Source organism: Microcystis aeruginosa FD4 (assembly GCF_009792235.1).
GTDB lineage: Bacteria > Cyanobacteriota > Cyanobacteriia > Cyanobacteriales > Microcystaceae > Microcystis > Microcystis viridis.
Window position 1 is genome coordinate 697457 of record NZ_CP046973.1, and the last position, 16553, is coordinate 714009.

Below are 16553 nucleotides of genomic sequence, written 5' to 3' on the forward strand. Positions count from 1 at the left end.
CTTTAAGAACTTTTAAAATCAGCATTCACACAGGAGGGATATTATGACAGATAAGAGTAAACGCGGTTTTGCCTCTATGGATCAAGCTAAACAAAGGGAAATCGCTAGTAAAGGTGGTAAAGCTGCTCATCAAAAAGGTACAGCCCACGAATTTACCTCCGAAGAAGCCCGCGAAGCGGGACGAAAAGGTGGTGAAGCGGTTAGCCGAGATCGCGCCCACATGGCAGCTATTGGACGGGAAGGGGGCAAAAATTCCCACAAAGGCAGTCGCAAAAACTTAAACTCCGGGGAAAATTCCCCAGTCAACGAGTCTATAGGTGAAAATTCCTCAGATTTTAGCAACTGGGAAGCAAATAGTTGACTTTGGTTGACTTTTTCTCAGACTGAGAGGGTGTTGGGGTGTTGGGGTTTTAGGGTGTTGGGGTGTTGGGGTTTTAGGGTGTTGGGGTGTTGGGGTTTTAGTTGAATTCCCCCATTTCCCCATTCCCCCATTCCCCCATTCCCCCATTCCCCCATTCCCCCATTCCCCCATTTCCCTATTTCCCTATTTCCATTTCCCCATCCCCAATAAATACTTTAAGGTTCGATACTGACAATCCAAGTACCAACGTAGAGACGGACGGGAATATTACCAGAGGCAATCACATCACAGGTAAAGTAATAAGTGCCTAATTCGGGATTTCTGACATTAGACATGACGATTTCAACTTTGCTGGTCGGATCGATCGGTTGTTCGGGGACAATTTGAATAATGCGACTATCCTTATCCCAAACCACTTCCTTTAAAGGTAAAGATTTGTTGTTGATGCGTACCTCGATTTTATTGGTGTCAAACTGGCCGTTAAAATAATCGGGATAGGAAATAAAAAAAGCTGCGGCCCCTTGGGAGAGTTTTTTCGGGGGGATATAGAGTTTATAACGATCCATTTGCCTGGGACGACCGCCAAATTGCAAGAAATAATCTAAGATATCCTTGCGATCAACTCCGCTAAAAATTGTTAGGCCGGGGTTGCCATTGGCTAAAGTTATTTTTGGTAAAATAATCCCCGCACCCACCGCTAAGGATAGAGCAATCAAAGCGGGTGTCCTAGCATATTTAATTACTTTTGTCAAGAGTTTTAACATAAATTTTAACCCAAGGTGAGGGGGATGGTGATGGCTGCAAGAGGCCGAATACAGTTCAACTGTAACAAAACCCGCTCGTTTCTTACCTAGACCTTTGCCAGTCCGATAAGTGTCTTGATTAACGCTTCAGCGCTCGCGCCATATCCCGTTGGTCTTGACGACGTTTCAAATCTTCGCGTTTATCGTGTAATTTCTTGCCTCTACCGAGGCCAATGCTGATTTTTACCCAACTACCTTTAAAATACATCTTCAAAGGCACAAGAGTTAAGCCTTTCTGTTCCACTTGACCGATGAGCTTGCTGATTTCCTTTTTGTGCATCAACAATTTTCTCGTCCGGCGCGGATCGTGATTAAAATATTCGCTACTCTGTTCGTAGGGGGAAATATGAACATTAATTAACACCGCTTCACCATTGCGGACTAAAACGTAACCATCCCGCAGGTTCACCTTACCAGCGCGCACAGATTTAACCTCAGTCCCCAGCAACTGCACCCCCGCTTCAAAAGTCTCTAAAATCTCGTAGAGATGGCGTGCTTGCCGGTTATCAGTGATAATTTTGATTTTGTCGTCTTGATTGGCCATATAGTCAAGTGAAAAGTGAAAAAGCTTTTGGGTGTTAGAGTTTTAGGGTGTTAGGGTTTTAGGGTGTTGGGGTGTTAGGGTGTTAGGGTTTTAGGGTTTTGGGGGTTAGGTGCTAGGGTTTTAGGGTGTTGGGGTTTTGGGGTTTTAGGGTTTTAGGGTTTTGGGGTTTTAGGGTTTTGGGGTTTTAGGGTTTTAGGGTGTTGGGGTTTTAGTTGAAATTCCCCATTTCCCCACTTCCCCATTTCCCCATTTCCCCATTTCCCCATTTCCCCATTTCCCCATTTCCCCATTTCCCCATTTCCCCATTTCCCCATTTCCCCATCTTACTCGCTCTTTTGCTCTCTCTGGACTGACTGCTTGCGGCTCTTTGGTGATCACTGGCCTTGTCAGGGGGAACGAGAAGGGAGAAAATGAGAGCAGTGTTAAATTTTTATGAAGTTTGGTTCTGTGGACAAAATTCGTACTGTTTCCGATAGTAAGCGTGATTTTTATACTCGCCACACCCGCCCCATCAATTCGGTGTATCGGCGCGTGGTTGAGGAATTATTAGTCGAGATGCACCTGCTCTCTGTTAATGTAGATTTCCATTATGATCCAATTTATGCCCTTGGTGTGGTTACTTCTTTCGAGAAGTTCATGGAAGGCTATCGTCCGGGGGAGGATAAACCGAATATTTTTAATGCTTTGTGCCAAGCGGTTAACGGTAATCCCGAAGTCTATCGTCGTGATGCCGAAAATATGATCGCTATTGCCAAAGAAACTAATATTGATTCCTTGCTTTCCCAACTGCAAAACCCTGCTATGGGTGGTAACAATCAGTTGTCTGATAGTTTAGTTTCGGTTATCAACGCGCCTAAGTTTAAGTATAGTCGCCTGTTTGCCATCGGTCTCTATACAATTTTGGCGGAAGCACAACCGGACATGATCAAGGAAAAAGAAAAACGCGAACAAATTTTGCAAAAGTTCTCAGAAATTCTCCATCTCTCCAGCGAGAAACTGCAAAAAGACCTCGATGTTTATCGCGGTAATCTTGATAAAATGGATCAGCTGCTCAAGGTTATCGAAGATGCTCTAGAAGCAGAAAAGAAAAAACGTCAACAAAAAGAACAGGAAAAACAAACCACCCTGCAATAAAGGCTCTCAACCGGAAATTACCGCGTGCAGACAAGGGAATAGGGAACAGAAAAAGGATTAAATCGGCTCTCTTTCTTTACTGTTCCTTCTGACCTCGTTCTACAATTAGGATCAGCAACCCTCAATATTTATTTCCCGTGACTAACTCCTCCATCAGCGCACCCGTAACCGATATTTTGGCAAAAGCGCGGTCAGGGGCAAATTTATCGGCGAAAGAAGCGATTATCTTGCTAGAAACTACCGATAACCGTTTAATTGCCCAGATTCGGGAAACTGCCGACTTTTTGCGTCGTCAACAGGCAGGAGATACCGTCACCTACGTGATCAATCGCAACATTAATTTTAGTAACATTTGTGAGCAGCATTGTAGTTTTTGTGCATTCAGACGCGATGAAAATGAAGAGGGGGCCTTCTGGCTTAATTTAGAGGAAATTATCGCTAAAGCGACGGATGCTGTCCGTCGTGGGGCGACAGAAATTTGTATGCAGGGAGGATTAAACCCAAAAGCCAAGATTAAGGGCAATTCCTTAGACTATTACCTCGAAATTGTTAAAAACCTGAAACAAGCTTTTCCTGACCTGCATTTACACGCTTTTTCGCCCCAAGAAGTCCAATTTATCGCTAGGGAAGACGGTTTAAGTTACGAAAAAGTTATCGCTTCCCTGCAAGAAGCAGGAGTGAATTCTCTCCCAGGGACGGCTGCCGAGGTGTTAGTGGATGAGGTAAGACGGGTAATTTGTCCAGAAAAAATCGATGCCGCCACTTGGTTAGAAATAGTCGGTATTGCTCATCGTTTGGGGTTACATACCACCAGTACCATGCTCTGCGGTCATATTGAAACCCCTAGCCAACAGGTGCAGCACCTTGAAAAAATTAGAAAACAGCAAGAAATCGCCCTAGAAAATAATTATCGGGCTAAAATCACCGAATTTATTTTATTGCCTTTTGTGGGACAATCAGCCCCCAAACCCCTGAGAAATCGAGTCGGACGAGATCAACCAATCTTAGCCGATACATTAAAATTAACGGCAGTGGCGCGGATTTATTTGGGCAATAGCATTAAAAATCATCAACCCAGTTGGGTAAAATTGGGCTTACAGGGGGCGACAGAAGCCTTAAACTGGGGTTGCAACGATCTCGGTGGCACTCTCATGGAAGAACATATTACCACTATGGCCGGGGCCCTGGGCGGTACTTGTTTGACCGTCGAGGAATTAGAAACGGCGATTAAATCCCTCGATCGCCCTGCCCGTCAACGGGGTACAATCTATTAGAGTCTATTTAACCCGAATCCTGGATTAGCTGAAAGCTTGATCCTGTCCCGGGTTAAAACTTTCCTTCTCTCGTCCGACTAACGTTAATTGAGTATTAAGAAGGTGCGCTATTGAGACAGTTATATTCTCCGACCTTATAGATCAAATTAGCTACGAGTCCTGTCCAACCTGTTTGATGGCTTGCTCCCAGTCCTTGACCTGTATCTCCGTGAAAATATTCGTAGAACAGTATTAAATCCTGGCCATCAGGGGTTTTGAAAAGCTGACGAAGTTTTGGGTTATCTCCGTAAACTGGTCGTTTCCCTGACCAATCAGGCAGGAAAATACGGATTAAGCGTTTGGATATTTCTACCGCTACTTGTTCAAGAGTATTTCTTCCACGTTCTCCAGTGGGAAACTCCACTTTAAACTCATCTCCTAGACAGTCATGAATGTAATCATGAAACTTATAAAGCGAATCAATGATTAGAAAATTCACAGGAAACCATATTGGACCGCGCCAATTAGAATTACCTGTATGTACAGGAGAGTTACCTGCTTCTCCAGGTTCGTAGAGAATTCTGGAAGGTAAAACACTGTCATACATATCTTTCATGAAGCAAGGAATCGAGTAAGGCGAACCAAACTCAGAATTAGGATCGTGAACTTTTGAAAGACTGCGAATACCATAGTCGCTCAAAAACTCCTGTTTATCCAGTAGCTTTTTGACGATTAATTGCAACTTATCAAAGTCAACAATTGACAAATACATCTCCAGGTTATCATTATTATGCTTGTCTGCGATGTAGAAACTTTCATATTTTCCTCTCAAGTAATTAAAGTCGGTTCCTGGCAAGAACAATTGGGACAATGAATTAGGGTCAGAGAACTTAGATTTAAAAGCATCGATTATCTGGTTTTGAGATTCCTGTCTTTCGGATTCAAAAATATCAATCGCACATAGGGGAATTAAACCGACTAATGAACGATACTTCAAGGGAAACTCTAGGGTCAAATTTTCCTGAACAATACTGAGAATATCGTAATAGAATTCATCCTTCTGATCCCACAAATGCGTTCTATTTTTTTCAGTAATATCATTGATAGCATTGGCGATATTAAGGAATTCTTTGAGGAACATGGTGGCAGCCTCTATCTCTTCGCCAGATGGGTCTTGACTTCCCAACTCTATGGCAATTCTCAGCATATTTAAGCAGAACATAGCCATCCAGCTTGTTCCATCTGCTTGTTCAATTTTTACATCATCAGTTTTAAAGTGACTGCGATTTATGAGACTGATATTATCTAGTCCTAAAAAGCCTCCACTAAAAAGATTATTTTCGGGTATTTTTTGAACTTCTAACCACCAATTAAAGTTACTATTGAGCTTGTGAAATATCTTTCTTAGGAAATCTTTGTCCGAAAAACCATACATACGTTTCTCAATTTGATAAACTTGCCAAGCTCCCCAAGCGTGAACAGGTGGATTACCTTCACTAAAGTTCCATTCAAAAGATGGTAACTGTCCATTAGGATGGATATACGACTCTTCTAAAAATAGACACAATTGTTCTTTAGCAAAATCTGGGTCTATTAAAGCAAAAGTAACAGCATGAAAAGCTGAATCCCAGACAGCATACTGGGGATATTCCCATTTATCTGGCATAGAAATTATGTCTTCATTATGTAGATGCGTCCATTTCGAGTTAAATTTTCTAGTGTCGGATTGTGCTTTATCTGGTAGGCTATCTGAGGGGTATATTTTATGCCACTTTCTGTCTTGATATGACCAATCTCCTTTGAGCCAATCTTGAACTATATAGTAATAAAACTGCTTGTTCCATAGCATTCCTGCAAATGCCTGTCGTTGAACTTGTCGTTCCTCACCTGAAATTTGAAAATCTGTAGGAGTAATAGCTTGATAAAATGCGTCGGTTTCTTCTTTGCGCTTGTCAAAAACCTCCTCAAAATCACTTCCAAAAGGATTAGCATCAGGTAGTTTATCTGGCGCAATATCTGTCAAGCGCAACCATATCACTTGAGGTTTATCAGCTTTAGCTTCAATAGTCAGATTATAGTGAGCGGCCGCTTTTGTCCCTTTCTGTTCAGGGTTGACTTTATCTAGCTCTTGATTAACCACATAATTGTTGATTCCGTCCTTAACATATTGACTCGCATTAGGAGTATGGAAAATGCGTTCGTTGTTAGTTTCATTTTCTGTAAATAACAGAGGAGTATCTCCTTGACAATAGAGATAATAATCACCTAACTCGCCATGGTGAGCTTTAATCACCATATTATTGCCAGTTTTTTCCAAAACTCTCTGCAAACTTGGTTTTTGTTTTTCTCTTTCTGCATCTCCTAACCAAGACCAAGTGTTACGAAACCAGAGAGTAGGTAAAATATGTAGTGGATGAGCTTTGGAGCCTCGATTCCAAACAGTAATTTTAATCAAAATATCTTCAGGAGTCTTCTTGGCATATTCGACAACAACATCAAAGTATCCCTCGCCGAAACAATTAGTATCAATTAGCTCATATTCAGGGTGTTCTTCTCCTAGATTACACTTAGCATTTCTTCGTTTTTGATTCTCTTTAACGAGATCATCATAAGGAAATTTATAAGGATACTTATACAATGCCTTCATATAAGAATGAGTAGGGTTATTATCTAAATAGAAGTAATATTCCTTGACATCCTCCCCGTGATTTCCTTCGCTTTCTGTTAGTCCAAAAAATCGCTCTTTAAGAATAGTATCTTTACTATTCCAAAGAGAAATAGCAAAACAAAGATGCTGACGCTCATCAGAAATTCCCAATATTCCATCTTCTCCCCAACGGTAGGCACGAGAACGGGCATGATCATGAGGAAAATATTTCCAAGCACTACCATCCTGACTATAATCTTCTCGGACAGTTGCCCATTGGCGATCGCTTAAATAGGGACCCCATTTTTTCCAAGGGATATTTTGTTCACGGACTTTTTGTAAGCGTTTGTATTCTTCAGTTTGTTTCCGAGCTTCTGCGAAGGAATTATCTTTTTGGGTATCTTGAATTGTAAACATGACTTTTCTCCTTTATCTTCATTTTTTGTCCTGTACTTAGCTTTTTGCAGTCCTTAGATTTTTTGTCCTGTACTTAGGTACTTGGTATGGTGGACTTATTGAACCAAGAATCCCTCCCATGAGCGCTTCGGGGAGCATCAAATCACCAACTGCCTTTAAATCGCGAAGCTCCAGTCACCAGCACCTTTTCCCCAGACCACCGCTACCCTAAGAGTTGGGGGATAGGCGTTCCTTGCATGGCTATAACCTCTTTTTCTCTAAAAAAGTGCCTTATGAGGCTCTGACCTAATTCTATCGAGAAGCAGACTAGGTATAACTACTTAAGTAAAAAAAACTTAATATAACTTCGGTTGGGGATAGGCCGAAACTCTGCTGCTATCCCTGCCAGTCAACCTGATTTTTTGGGGGAATTGATGGCAAAATCTTCTTAGCTTCAACTAACTTTAATCAAGCCCAACAATCTCCCCCTTACCGGCAATTACTTCCCCGATTTGGTAGGCATTAATGCCAGAGGATTGTAGTTGATTAATAGTCGATCGCGCCAGATCTGATGGGACAATAATCACAAAACCGATACCCATATTAAAAGTATTAAACATGGCTTCGGCATTAACCGAACCCATCTGGGCTAACCATTGAAAAATCGGCAAAACTGGCCAACTTTCGGGGTAAATCTGCACAGAATGCCCTTTCCCCAAGCAGCGGGGCAAATTTTCCGGGATGCCACCCCCAGTAATGTGGGCCATGGCATGAATATCTAACCCAGAGCGCAGCAGTTCCAGCACAGGTTTGACATAAAGTCTAGTGGGAGTTAACAAAACTTCACCTAAGCTAAAGCCGTCCAAAATTTCGGGGCAATCTTGCCAATTTAAGCCTTGGGTGTCAATAATCTTACGAACAAGACTAAAACCGTTACTGTGAACCCCACTACTGGCTAAACCGATAGCCACATCGCCGATTTGCACCTTACTGCCGTCGAGTAATTGACTTTTTTCGACAATACCGACGCAAAAACCCGCTAAATCGTACTCTCCCGCCGAATAAAACCCCGGCATCTCCGCCGTTTCCCCTCCCAAAAGAGTACAACCACTATCACGACAGGCACTAGCGATTCCCGATACCACTGCCGCTAACTGTGACGCTTCCAGTTTACCGGTGGCGAGATAATCTAAGAAAAATAAAGGTTCGGCCCCGGAGGTTAAGACATCGTTGACGCACATGGCCACGAGGTCAATTCCCACCGTATCATGGCGATTGAGACTATGGGCAATTTTTAGCTTGGTTCCTACGCCATCAGTTCCCGATACTAACACCGGTTGCTGATAACCGGAAGGTAACTGAAAATAGCCGCCAAAACCGCCTAAACCGCCGATAACTTCGGGACGGAAGGTACTTTCCACATTTTGGCGAATTTTCTCGACAAAAGCGCGTCCTGCTTCCACATCCACGCCCGCTTCTTTATAATCCATGCCCAATTGACCGATTGTATCTCTCAAATTTTACCCAGATTTCGGTCCCATGGGAATTATAAATTAGGAATTATGAATTGGGAAGTGGGAGGTAAAGCGTAGGGTGCGTGAGACGGAAAATTGCTGCTTTGACTCGAAGGTGACAATCCGTTGTAACGCAGCACCTATCATCAACTAAGTAGCCAGTTACAATTAAAGATAAAATACAGAGAACCAGAAGCCTACGCCACTATCTAACAATTAATTGAGATTACTTATAGCGGTATTCGCTTGAGTGAGATACAGACCATCGTCTTGCCTAGACTGACTTATAGCTTGTTGCAGTATACCTCATTCGACTGCATACCGCTATAATTAGGGTTTGCAGCAAAAAGTACGGGCGAAGCATTCGGATAGAAAATCTACGGTTTCACCGATAGGTTATTACCCGAATGCTTCGCCCCTACAGGACGCAATCGCCGCTCAAGATGCCAGGTTTTGAAGCACGATTATCTCAAAATCTTGCACCTGTTTCGCAAGAAAAGCCACAAAACTCTTACCTTGCCTACATTTCACATTTATTCAGCCAGCCCTAATTAATTAGGGTTTGCAGCAAAAAGTACGGGCGAAGCATTCGGATAGAAAATCTATGGTTTCACCGATAGGTTATTACCCGAATGCTTCGCCCCTACAGGACGCAATCGCCGCTCAAGATGCCAGGTTTTGAAGCACGATTATCTCAAAATCTTGCACCTGTTTCGCAAGAAAAGCCACAAAACTCTTACCTTGCCTACATTTCACATTTATTCAGCCAGCCCTAATTAATTAGGAGTTTAGCAAAATGTCTAACGAAACGGTCACTTATTCCCTTGAGGCTGTCTTGACAAGGATTGAGGGGAAAATCGACTTTTTACAAAGAGATGTCAACGAGCGTTTAAACAAGCTAGAGATAGGACAATCAGAATTAAGAGGGGACATTAAAGCTTTAGATGAGCGACTAACCGCAGAAATTAAAGGGTTAACTGCAAGAGTCGCTGATCAGGAATTTACCAATCGGGGGATTCTGATAGCTTTGGTTGTTGTCATTTTAGGAGGAGCGGCCAAAATTTTTGGTTTTATTCCCAATCCTTTACAGCGATCGCATAATGTTTGAAGAAATTAACGCCCAATTGAAACGGCTAAAAATTTAAACTACTCGACGGCAAAAATAAGGATTAAATTGCATAAAATCTGTAAATAGGCCATTTAATTAATTATTATTCATTCTTAATTCTCCTGACTACTGGCTACTGGCTACTGACTCCTAACCCCAACAACAATCTTTTATTTTTACAAGAGGTCTAATCTTCTTGGGGATATTTTTCCCAAAGATCTGTGATTTGGCGAAGACTTTGGAAGTTGCCATTACCGAGGATCAAATGATCTAGGAGAGGAATGGCTAGATAGGTAGCTCCCTGTAATAATTGTTCTGTGAGTAAAATATCGTCTTGACTAGGCACAAGTGACCCGGTGGGGTGATTATGGGCGATAATTAACTTAGTAGCTGATTGTTTCACTACTTCTCGAAAGATTTCTCGCGGATGTACCAGTGTTTCCGTGGCTGTGCCGATAGTAATCACTTTTAGTGCGATTAACTGATTTTTGACATCGAGTAAAATAACGGCGAAACGTTCCTGAGACTGATACATTAGTTCGTGGCCAAGGATAGCGGCAGCGGTATCGGGACTATCGATGACCATTTTTTCCGTCGGTCGTCGTTGAAAAGCTCGTTTTCCCAATTCGATCGCCGCTAGAATAGTAGTAGCCTTAGCCGGTCCAATGCCATGAATAGCGGTTAATTCCTGGGGCTGAATATCTCTCAAAACGTCCAAAGGCTCCCGGCGATATTTACTCAATTCGTTGAGAATATGCTGTCCTAAACCCACCGCCGAGAGTTTCCCCTTACCTTGACCTGTAGCTAGTAAAATCGCTAATAATTCGGCGTTACTGAGGTTTTTCGCCCCGACGCTGATTAAACGTTCCCTTGGTCTTTCACTGACAGGAATATCGGCGATTCTTAAGCTGTAGGTCATGGAAGTGGCAAGCTACCGCGATAAAATTCCATCATAATCGCAATTTTAGTCAGTGCCTAGAGGGATTTTGCCGGTAAATCAAGGGGAAAAACTCTCTTTACTGATAGCGAATTCCCGCATCTTCGAGGCGCTGTAAAGCTTCCCCTAATCGCGGGATATCGGCGATTAAACTGACGCGCACATAACCTTCCCCTCCCTCTCCAAAAGCATTGCCCGGAGTGACAACGACACCGGTTTTTTGTAGGACGCTGAGGGCAAAATCCGTGGAATTCATACCGACGCTACAGGGAATCCAGAGATACATTGTCGCCTTAGAGGGGGGAATATCCCAACCTAATTGCCCCAAACCTTTGATTAAAAAATCTCGTCGCTGTCGGTATCTTTCCTGTACTTGTTTGACGTATTCATCCGGCAGTTGTAGGGCGGTTTCGGCAGCCTTTTGGATGACGGAAAAGATGCCATAATCGAGATTAGTTTTCAGGGTGCGTAACCCTTGAATAATATCGGAATTGCCCACGACAAAACCGACGCGCCAGCCGGCCATATTATAGGTTTTCGAGAGGGTATGAAATTCTACACTAATCTCTTTTGCCCCCGGAATTTCTAATAAACTGGTGGGCTGATAACCATCAAAACTTAATTCAGCATAACAGAGATCGTGGACGAGCATAATCTCATAGTGCCGGGCCCAAGCAACGATTTTTTCAAAAAATTCCAGGGGGGCAACGGCGGCGGTGGGATTACTGGGATAGTTAAAATAGAGGATTTTCGCCTGTTTAGCCACATCTTCGGGGATAGAATCGATATCTATCAGCCAATCCTGTTCCGCTTTTAAGATTATTGGGTATAGCGTCGCCCCAGCAATCAAGGGACCGCGAAAATGGGCGGGATAGGCGGGACTGGGAACCAAGACCACATCGCCGGGGTTAACATAAGCTAGGGCGAGGTGAGATAAGCCCTCTTTGGAACCTAGCAGGGGCAAAGCTTCGTTATCGGGATTGAGTTCCACACCATAACTGCGATCATACCATTTAGCGATCGCTTCTCGGAAACTGGCGGTTCCTTCAAAGGGTGGATAACCGTGAAATTGGGGGGTTTCAAAAGCTTGAATGGCCGCTTCGATAACTGGACGCGGGGCAGAACCGTCGGGATTACCCATGCCTAAATCGATTAAATCTAGTCCTTCTTTGCGGGCTAAGGCTTTTAATTCATCCAAACGGGCGAAAACGTAAGGGGGTAAGGCACTTAATCGCTTGGCGCGGCTATTCGTCCAATTTACACTCATTAACTTCTTGGCTTACTGATCGAGGTAATCTAACATTATGACACGAGTGTATGGCTAATTTAGCAGTTAGTTATTAAGCTGCCCGCTCATTTAAATTGCTTGTTGAGACGAGACAAAAGGCAAGAGGCAAGAGGCAAAAGGCAAGAGGCAAAAGGATAATTTTCCCTTTAACCTTTCGCTTTTTCCCGACATTTGCCGAAAATTTTTTGATTTATGCAAGAGAGCTTTTTTGCTGCCTCAGTATGGCTGGAATTGCCCCACATCGGAGATGGAGAGCCAAACTAAGGTAATCTAATTAATAGAGGCTGAAAATTACTGATTAGCCCCAGCATTAACCCCATTCTTCGGGATTATCCCCCGGTAAGTCCTGACTCCTCACTTCTCAATTCTTTTGTCAAACATGACTGCGATCGCTGCCCAGATAACTTCTATTTTACCCCCCGACACGACGGTTATAGCTTGGCCACAAGTGCCAAAGGAGGAACAAGAAAGACTATCAAGGGCAATTAGGGGCAAAAGTCCTGAAATTATAGTTTATCCCGCTAATACGGCCGCTTTAGCCTCTCTGGTGCGTTTTGCCAACGAAAATCGTCTGTCTTTATTGGCCTACGGTCAAGGCAGTAAATTAGATTGGGGTGGATTAGTCGAGTCACCCGATATTTTAGTCAGTACCCGAAATCTCAACCAGATTATTGACCATGCCAGGGGAGATTTAACTATAACCGTGCAAGCTGGGCTTAAACTAGCGGATTTACAGGCTTTTTTAGCTTCTAGCGGTCAATTTCTTCCTATTGATCCCAGTGATGCCGATAATGCCACGATTGGCGGTATTATGGCCACGGCCGACGCCGGAACATGGCGGCAAAGATACGGTGGAGTCCGGGATCTGATTCTAGGATTCTCCTTTATCCGTCACGATGGCGAGATTGCTAAAGCTGGAGGGCGTGTGGTCAAGAACGTGGCGGGATACGACATGATGAAGCTATTTACGGGTTCCTACGGCACTTTAGGGATTATCGATCAGATTACCCTGCGACTGTATCCCGAAACTGCTAACTCAGAAACCCTGATAATCACTGGAAATAGCGAAAATATTAGTAAATTAAGTCAAGTTATTCGGCAATCGGCCTTAACTCCCACCGTCGCTGAATGTTTAAACCTAGGGATGACGCAAGCACTAGGATTAGGGGAAAAGGTCGCTTTATTGCTGCGTTTTCAAAGCATTCCCGAAAGTATTAGCGAACAATCGCAACAGGTGAGTTATTTAGGACAACAGTTAGATTGTCAGACTAATTCTTATCGGGATGAGGAAGAAGTTTCTCTATGGCAAAGATACCGAAAAACAATGGATAATTATGACCAAGAGGGCAATTTTTTCGGCAAAATAGGATTATTACCCAGCAGTTTAGCCCTAGTTATCGACCAAATTAACGGACTAGCCTCGATTAATATTAGTAGTGGGGTGGGTAAAGTTATCTTAAAATCGGAGGAAAATCTTGACAAAATTCGCTCTTTATGCAGTGCCAATCAGGGTTATTTAACGGTGTTAACCGCGCCTCCATCGCTCAAGGAAAAAATTGAACCTTGGGGTTATACAGGTAATGCGATTACCATGATGAAAACCCTAAAAACTAAATTCGATCCTCACGGTATTTTTAGTCCTGAACGCTTTCTTAACAAAATCTAATTAAAAATTATGCAAACCTCCGAACATTCCCTTAACTTTCAAGAATTAATCGACCAAAAAAATCAAGGATTTGACCCCAAGAATCCCCCCGCTCAAGAATTAATCGATAGTTGTGTTCACTGTGGTTTTTGTCTATCTACCTGTCCCAGTTATCGAGTCATTGGCAAAGAAATGGACTCCCCCCGGGGTAGAATTTATCTGATGAATGCTATCAACAAAGGGGAAGCAGTTTTAGACGAAACCACTAGCCAACATTTTGATACTTGTTTAGGTTGTTTAGCCTGTGTTAGTACCTGTCCATCAGGAGTACAATACGATCAATTAATCGCCGCAGTTCGTCCGCAAGTGGAACGCAATCAACCCCGAAGTTTTAAAGATAAAATTATTCGTTTTCTCATTTTTAATCTCTTTCCCTATCCCGTCCGTCTCAAATTATTTTTACCCTTCCTCTGGTTATATCAAACCCTGGGATTACAAACCCTAGTCAGGAAATCGGGTATCTTAAAAATGCTCTTTCCCCGTCTAGCGGCCATGGAATCAATTTTACCCAAAATTACCCTAGACTCTCTGTTTAAAAATTATGCCGATGTTATTCCCTCCCAAACTGAAAAACGCTATCGGGTGGGAGTAGTTTTAGGTTGTGTGCAGAGACTCTTTTTTTCACCAGTAAATGAAGCGACGGTGCGGGTTTTAACTGCCAATGGTTGCGAAGTGGTTATCCCCAAAACCCAGGGTTGTTGTGCTGCTTTACCCGCACATCAAGGACAGGAAAAACAAGCGCAAAGTTTAGCCAGACAAATGATCGATAGTTTCGCAGAAACCGAGGTTGATTATATTATTATCAATGCGGCGGGTTGTGGTCATACTCTCAAGGAATATCATCATATTTTAGCCGATGATCCTGAATATAAAGATAAGGCTAAGGAGTTTGTGGCTAAAGTACGCGATGCCCAAGAATTTTTGGCAGCAGTGGGATTAACTGCTGATTTATCGCCGATTACCGAGACAGAATTAACCCTAGTTTATCAAGATGCCTGTCATCTTTTACACGGACAAAAAATCTCGGTGCAGCCACGGCAATTATTGCAAAAAATCCCCAATATTAACTTAAAAGAACCTATCGATGCGGCCTTGTGTTGTGGTAGTGCCGGAGTTTATAATATGCTACAGCCAGATACTGCCGATCAATTAGGTCAGCAGAAAGTAGGCAATTTATTAAATACTGGGGCCGCGGTGATTGCTTCTCCTAATCCGGGTTGTTCCCTACAAATTAAAAAACATCTACAATTACAGGGAAAAGATACACCCGTTATTCATCCCATCGAATTATTAGATTATGCGATTCGCGGGCTGAAAATTTCCTAGTTCATCCCCGTTTTATCTTAATTTTCGGTAATTTTCTCGGTAGTTTGTCCTTACTGTCACCTAGAATTTTGATAGAGGGGTTTCACCTCTCCTCTCTTATTACTCGGTAGAAATAGCATCAGGAAAAATCTAGGGAACATTATTGTTCGCCCTTCAATCTTAGAATCCAGTTCACAGAAAGATACAGTTAGGAGCAATCAGACTCAACTATTTACTAAGATAATTTACTTTTGTTTCCCCATGGCAAGGTTCGGGAAAACCCTGGACTTAAAACTGGTCATATTTATTTATTTCCTAATTCAAACTCAACCATAAATTTTTTTTTAGGAGAAATCAATAATATGCAACTAAAGGCCGAAACTAGCAACTTTAGTCAATCAAGAAAGCTTTTCTTATATATATTAAAAATCTTCATCATTTGGAGAGGAACGCTTTTACTGATGCACCTCATCGGACTCAGTTTTAGTCAGATGAATGAATCTTCATCTCCTCAAGCACCTTTTTGGCATATGTTTCCCGATAATCATTATTTGGATTCTTTCTTTCGTTTTGATAGTGCCTGGTACAACGAAATTATTCAAACAGGATATTCATACAATCCTGAAAAACAATCGAACGTTGCTTTTTTTCCTCTCTATCCTATTTTAGTCAAAGCAATTGCATCTTTAACTTCCTTAAGTGTGCCTATTGCTGGTCTTTTGCTTTCTAATTTATGTCTAATATTTGCCTTGATTTTTGTTTATAAAATTAGTAATATTTATCTAAATAAAAGAGGCAGTGAAAAAGTTTTAATTCTTATGTTAGTTTTTCCTACTTCCTTTTTTTATAGCTGTTTTTATACTGAGAGCCTCTATTTGCTAACCACCGCTGCTTGTTTTTATTTCTTTCTGAACAAGAAATACTTTTGGTCTGGATTTTTTGGATTTTTTGCCAGTTTAACTAGAGTCACAGGAGTAATAATTTTTCTGGCTTTTGCTATCGAATTACTTTGGAAATATTTAAAGAAAAAAGAGCTTCCCAGGAGAGAAAGTCTTTTCCTCCTATTAATACCCTGTGGGTTAATCGCTTATATGGTATTTTTAGCTTGGAAATTCAATGAACCTTTGGCATTTATTAAAGTTCAGGATTTATGGGGTAGAGATGAGAGAGTATTTCCTTTAATTACTCTAATAAACTACTGGAAGAATATCAATTTTATCTTTCCAAAAGATGCCAATAATGCAGTTAGATTATTAAATACTTTTTTTAGCTTCTCTTTTTTAGGTATTTTGCTATTCTCTATCGTTAAAAAGCCTCTCAATATTTCCCTGTTAATTTTTGCCTTCCTGAGCTTTTTTTTGCCTTTAAGTACAGGAACAACAGAATCAATGATGCGGTATATGATGACAATATTTCCAATATTTATTATTCTTGGATATTGGAGCCAAAAAAATCGTTATTTTTATGGTTTTCTGTTATTCTTGTTTACCTATTTTTTATCGATTCTATTTCTTTGGTATGGTAATTGGGGCTGGATAGCTTAGTTGATCGTGCAGTT

General features: G+C 42.0%; 15 protein-coding genes. 7 read left to right on the plus strand and 8 right to left on the minus strand.

Annotation, left to right across the window (positions count from 1 at the left end):
* The first annotated feature begins 43 nt into the window (after window positions 1-43).
* Window positions 44-361, plus strand: coding sequence for a KGG domain-containing protein (locus tag GQR42_RS03635; RefSeq protein ID WP_158198935.1), 318 nt, complete (start codon window positions 44-46; stop codon window positions 359-361).
* A 17-nt stretch (window positions 362-378) separates the two neighbouring features.
* On the opposite strand, the gene GQR42_RS27420 is transcribed toward GQR42_RS03635, so the two are convergent.
* The 4 genes from GQR42_RS27420 to GQR42_RS03650 all read right to left on the minus strand — a co-directional run bounded on the left by GQR42_RS27420 (window position 379) and on the right by GQR42_RS03650 (window position 2022).
* Entirely contained in the window at window positions 379-516 is a 138-nt protein-coding gene (locus GQR42_RS27420) for a hypothetical protein (protein ID WP_199273262.1), read from the minus strand.
* Between the two features lie 60 nt (window positions 517-576).
* Complete coding sequence (locus GQR42_RS03640) at window positions 577-1125, minus strand: DUF2808 domain-containing protein (RefSeq protein ID WP_158198936.1); 549 nt, start codon at window positions 1123-1125, stop codon at window positions 577-579.
* A 118-nt stretch (window positions 1126-1243) separates the two neighbouring features.
* Window positions 1244-1708 (minus strand): SsrA-binding protein SmpB, encoded by a 465-nt coding sequence (gene smpB, locus GQR42_RS03645; RefSeq protein ID WP_158198937.1) that lies wholly within the window; start codon window positions 1706-1708, stop codon window positions 1244-1246.
* 152 nt (window positions 1709-1860) lie between these two features.
* Window positions 1861-2022 carry a hypothetical protein gene (locus GQR42_RS03650; protein WP_158198938.1) on the minus strand — a complete coding sequence of 54 codons (162 nt, stop codon included), beginning with the start codon at window positions 2020-2022 and terminating at the stop codon, window positions 1861-1863.
* A gap of 133 nt (window positions 2023-2155) precedes the next feature.
* Between GQR42_RS03650 and psb29 the strand changes: the two genes are divergently transcribed.
* Both psb29 and cofH read left to right on the plus strand, forming a co-directional pair.
* A complete protein-coding gene (gene psb29, locus GQR42_RS03655; RefSeq protein ID WP_199273326.1) occupies window positions 2156-2842 on the plus strand; it encodes a photosystem II biogenesis protein Psp29 in 687 nt (228 codons plus the stop codon).
* A 137-nt stretch (window positions 2843-2979) separates the two neighbouring features.
* The gene (cofH, locus tag GQR42_RS03660) at window positions 2980-4116 is read left to right on the plus strand and encodes a 7,8-didemethyl-8-hydroxy-5-deazariboflavin synthase subunit CofH (protein WP_158198940.1); all 1137 of its coding nucleotides are present in this window, start codon (window positions 2980-2982) and stop codon (window positions 4114-4116) included.
* A gap of 94 nt (window positions 4117-4210) precedes the next feature.
* Here the strand turns inward: cofH and GQR42_RS03665 are convergent, their stop codons facing one another.
* Window positions 4211-7159: an MGH1-like glycoside hydrolase domain-containing protein gene (locus tag GQR42_RS03665; protein ID WP_158198941.1), complete on the minus strand. Its 2949-nt coding sequence runs from the start codon at window positions 7157-7159 to the stop codon at window positions 4211-4213.
* Window positions 7160-7602: 443 nt separating this feature from the next.
* On the minus strand, window positions 7603-8628 hold the full coding sequence (gene purM, locus GQR42_RS03670; protein ID WP_158202370.1) for a phosphoribosylformylglycinamidine cyclo-ligase: 1026 nt from the start codon (window positions 8626-8628) through the stop codon (window positions 7603-7605).
* A gap of 820 nt (window positions 8629-9448) precedes the next feature.
* Between purM and GQR42_RS03675 the strand changes: the two genes are divergently transcribed.
* A complete protein-coding gene (locus GQR42_RS03675; protein ID WP_158198942.1) occupies window positions 9449-9760 on the plus strand; it encodes a DUF4164 family protein in 312 nt (103 codons plus the stop codon).
* 187 nt (window positions 9761-9947) lie between these two features.
* Here the strand turns inward: GQR42_RS03675 and radC are convergent, their stop codons facing one another.
* Both radC and GQR42_RS03685 read right to left on the minus strand, forming a co-directional pair.
* Window positions 9948-10679, minus strand: coding sequence for a RadC family protein (radC, locus tag GQR42_RS03680; RefSeq protein WP_052276465.1), 732 nt, complete (start codon window positions 10677-10679; stop codon window positions 9948-9950).
* Between the two features lie 97 nt (window positions 10680-10776).
* On the minus strand, window positions 10777-11964 hold the full coding sequence (locus tag GQR42_RS03685) for an aspartate aminotransferase (RefSeq protein ID WP_158198943.1): 1188 nt from the start codon (window positions 11962-11964) through the stop codon (window positions 10777-10779).
* Between the two features lie 400 nt (window positions 11965-12364).
* Between GQR42_RS03685 and GQR42_RS03690 the strand changes: the two genes are divergently transcribed.
* The 3 genes from GQR42_RS03690 (at window position 12365) to GQR42_RS03700 (ending at window position 16539) form a co-directional block, all read left to right on the plus strand.
* Window positions 12365-13651 carry an FAD-binding oxidoreductase gene (locus tag GQR42_RS03690; RefSeq protein ID WP_158198944.1) on the plus strand — a complete coding sequence of 429 codons (1287 nt, stop codon included), beginning with the start codon at window positions 12365-12367 and terminating at the stop codon, window positions 13649-13651.
* A gap of 9 nt (window positions 13652-13660) precedes the next feature.
* Window positions 13661-15016, plus strand: coding sequence for a (Fe-S)-binding protein (locus GQR42_RS03695; protein WP_158198945.1), 1356 nt, complete (start codon window positions 13661-13663; stop codon window positions 15014-15016).
* A gap of 230 nt (window positions 15017-15246) precedes the next feature.
* A complete protein-coding gene (locus GQR42_RS03700; protein ID WP_233271253.1) occupies window positions 15247-16539 on the plus strand; it encodes a hypothetical protein in 1293 nt (430 codons plus the stop codon).
* The last annotated feature ends 14 nt before the right edge of the window (window positions 16540-16553 follow it).

What these genes read in the sequence shown, in the direction of transcription:
- GQR42_RS03685 (WP_158198943.1), bottom strand. Translation starts at nt 11,964, where the DNA reads ATGAGTGTAAATTGGACGAATAGCCGCGCCAAGCGATTAAGTGCCTTA.
- GQR42_RS03675 (WP_158198942.1), top strand. Translation starts at nt 9,449, where the DNA reads ATGTCTAACGAAACGGTCACTTATTCCCTTGAGGCTGTCTTGACAAGG.
- GQR42_RS03635 (WP_158198935.1), top strand. Translation starts at nt 44, where the DNA reads ATGACAGATAAGAGTAAACGCGGTTTTGCCTCTATGGATCAAGCTAAA.
- GQR42_RS03690 (WP_158198944.1), top strand. Translation starts at nt 12,365, where the DNA reads ATGACTGCGATCGCTGCCCAGATAACTTCTATTTTACCCCCCGACACG.
- GQR42_RS03640 (WP_158198936.1), bottom strand. Translation starts at nt 1,125, where the DNA reads ATGTTAAAACTCTTGACAAAAGTAATTAAATATGCTAGGACACCCGCT.
- purM (WP_158202370.1), bottom strand. Translation starts at nt 8,628, where the DNA reads ATGGATTATAAAGAAGCGGGCGTGGATGTGGAAGCAGGACGCGCTTTT.
- GQR42_RS03650 (WP_158198938.1), bottom strand. Translation starts at nt 2,022, where the DNA reads ATGGGGAAATGGGGAAATGGGGAAATGGGGAAATGGGGAAATGGGGAA.
- GQR42_RS03665 (WP_158198941.1), bottom strand. Translation starts at nt 7,159, where the DNA reads ATGTTTACAATTCAAGATACCCAAAAAGATAATTCCTTCGCAGAAGCT.
- GQR42_RS03695 (WP_158198945.1), top strand. Translation starts at nt 13,661, where the DNA reads ATGCAAACCTCCGAACATTCCCTTAACTTTCAAGAATTAATCGACCAA.
- radC (WP_052276465.1), bottom strand. Translation starts at nt 10,679, where the DNA reads ATGACCTACAGCTTAAGAATCGCCGATATTCCTGTCAGTGAAAGACCA.
- smpB (WP_158198937.1), bottom strand. Translation starts at nt 1,708, where the DNA reads ATGGCCAATCAAGACGACAAAATCAAAATTATCACTGATAACCGGCAA.
- GQR42_RS27420 (WP_199273262.1), bottom strand. Translation starts at nt 516, where the DNA reads ATGGGGGAATGGGGGAATGGGGGAATGGGGGAATGGGGAAATGGGGGA.